General features: G+C 65.2%; 1 protein-coding gene. It reads right to left on the minus strand.

The window, feature by feature from the left end; translation table 11 throughout:
* On the minus strand, positions 1-2,407 hold a 2,407-nt coding region (locus Y708_RS22820), incomplete at both ends, for a S41 family peptidase (RefSeq protein WP_035775284.1).

Genomic DNA, 2,407 nt, shown 5'->3' on the forward strand with positions numbered 1-2,407 from the left:
CCGCCTGCGGATCGGACGATTCACCGTCGAAGATGCGGCGGATTGACCAGCCGCGGTCGGTGGGTTCGAGTTCAGCGCCAAGGAATCCCTGAGGGCCGCTTCCCGTTTCGCTGGCCAGCGCCGGCGTCACATACGCGTGGGAGGTGCCCAGCTCGCCGTGCAGTTCCCAAAGCACATCCACGAGATCGTCGTGGGAGGCGATGCGCCCCACCAACGGGAGGTAGCGCGCGTGGATGGCCTTCCAGTCCAGGCCGCCCATGTCCTCAGCCCAGAAGAAGTCACGCTGCAGCCGCCAGGCTTCGTCGAATGCCTGGCGCCACACGCTCGGTGGATCGAGCAGCACCCGGATCCGGTTCAGCTCAACTTCCACCCGCTCCTGGGAATCCGCCTCAACTTTTCCCTTGGTGGGGACGGCGGTCATCTTCCCGCCGTGAATGACGACGGCGGAAGAGCCGTCTGAGCTGATGGTGAAGGAATCCACTTCCTGCACCAGCACGTCAACCGTGCGGCCGGCGAGATCGAACCGTTCCAGCCGACTCGCCGGATCCTTGGCGTCGGTGGTTGCCCTGCCGTCGCCGGTGACTCCGAAGCTGTCAACGGATGTCCACAGCAATGCGTCCTTCACCGCACGCAGCCCGCTGTAGCCGCCCTGTGCAACCGGCACCGTGATGATGCGTTCGGCCAGCCGCTCTCCATCCACAATCACAGCGGGTGCCTCGTCCGCGCCATCGCCGTTGCCTGTGGGCTCGGAGCCGTCATGGACTGCCGGGCCAAAGGGCGACGGGGTTTCCGCGGCAAGCGCCACGAGGAAAGGCTTGGTGGATACCGGGAAACTGAGGTCAAAACGGTGGGTGTCGTACACCGGGTCAAAACTGCGGTCGGACAGGAAGGCGAGAAAGCGGCAATCCCGCGTGAACGACGGCGCATGGTCACGGAACCGACCATCAGTCACGTCGTGGATGTCGGCGCCTTTGGACACTTGGGCGAGCCGAATCCGGGTGCGCGCACCTTCGCCGGTCACGGGTTCAGCCCACGTCAACCATTTCGAATCCGGAGAGAAGTCAAGGTGGTCAATGGCCCCGTGCGGAGTCGAGGAAAGCTCAAAAAGCGATCCTGTTCCCACCGCGTGGATAAGGATCTGTCCCATCTCCCCGGCAATGGCAATCGTTTCGCCGCTGGGGCTGACGCACAGGTTACTTGCCCGGAACGGACCGTCGAAGCCCACGCGGACAAGGCCCGATTGATGCGCGCTGTCCTGTGCCGACAGGACTGTGGCTTCGGGACCATCACCATCGACCGGCGCAGCCGGTTCCGCCTGGTCCGGGACCTCCTCGGACGGCGGTCCCGCCGGGACGGGCGCGGGCAGGTCCGATCCTCCGGAAGTCTCTCCCGAAGCCGTCGCGTCCGGCTGGGCACCCGCTTCCGGAAGTGTGTCCGTGCCGAACAACCGACGGATGTAGAGCGCCTCCTCGCCGTCGTGATCGGCAATATAGGCCACGCTGTCGCGCCCGACGGGCCGCCCGAGGCGCGCACGGACACCAGCTGTGGCCTCCACAACCCGCGACGGTCCATCCTTGTGGGTCAGGAGGTGCAGCGTGCCATGGCTTTCCACCACGCTCGCGCTTCCATCAATCAAAGGCACCGCCGAGGCCAGGTGCTTGGCAACATTGAGCGCCTGCGGCCGCCGCGCGGTGGAGGCCGAGCCGAGTGAAATCTCCAAGGCAACCGGCGCAGCGTCGAGCGAATCCAACAGCCAGAGGGTGCCGGCGGATTCAAACACCACGCGCGAACCATCCGTGGCCGCGTGCCGTACATAGAACTCTTCATGGTCGGTATGGCGCTGCAGATCGTCCCCGTCGGCGGTCACGGAGTACAGGTTGCCGTATCCCTCATGGTCGGAGAGGAATGCGAGGCGTCCGCCAACCCACATGGGATCGGTCAGGTTCCCGTCCAGCTCGGGAAGGAAGCGGCTAAAATCGCCTGAGCCGTCTGAGTCGAGCCACAGTTTGCCCGCTGTGCCGCCCCGGTAGCGCTTCCACCACGCCTGTTCCCGGGTCATGACGCTTGCAATGACCACCGGCCGCTCATCGCCGAGTGCCTCTCCATGCACAATCGCTTCAAGCGGTCCGTAGGGAAATACCGTTTGGCCCGAGCCGTCCAACGGCACCCGGTACGCCCAGGCGTGGCGTGGGTCCTCGTGACGGAATGCCGAGGTTGCAATGACGTCACCACCAGCGGTGAATCCCTTGACCTTGGTGCTCTGGTGGCCCCAGTAAGTGAGGCGCCGGAAATCACCGCCGTCAGTGTTAGCGGCCACCACCTCGGGCGCACCGCCCTGAACTGCTGTCCAGGCGATGACCGAACCGTCCGGCGAGAACCGTGGATTGCGTACCGGCTGCTGCAGCGC

It is taken from the genome of Arthrobacter sp. H5, assembly GCF_000520595.1.
Classification (GTDB): Bacteria; Actinomycetota; Actinomycetes; order Actinomycetales; family Micrococcaceae; genus Arthrobacter_D.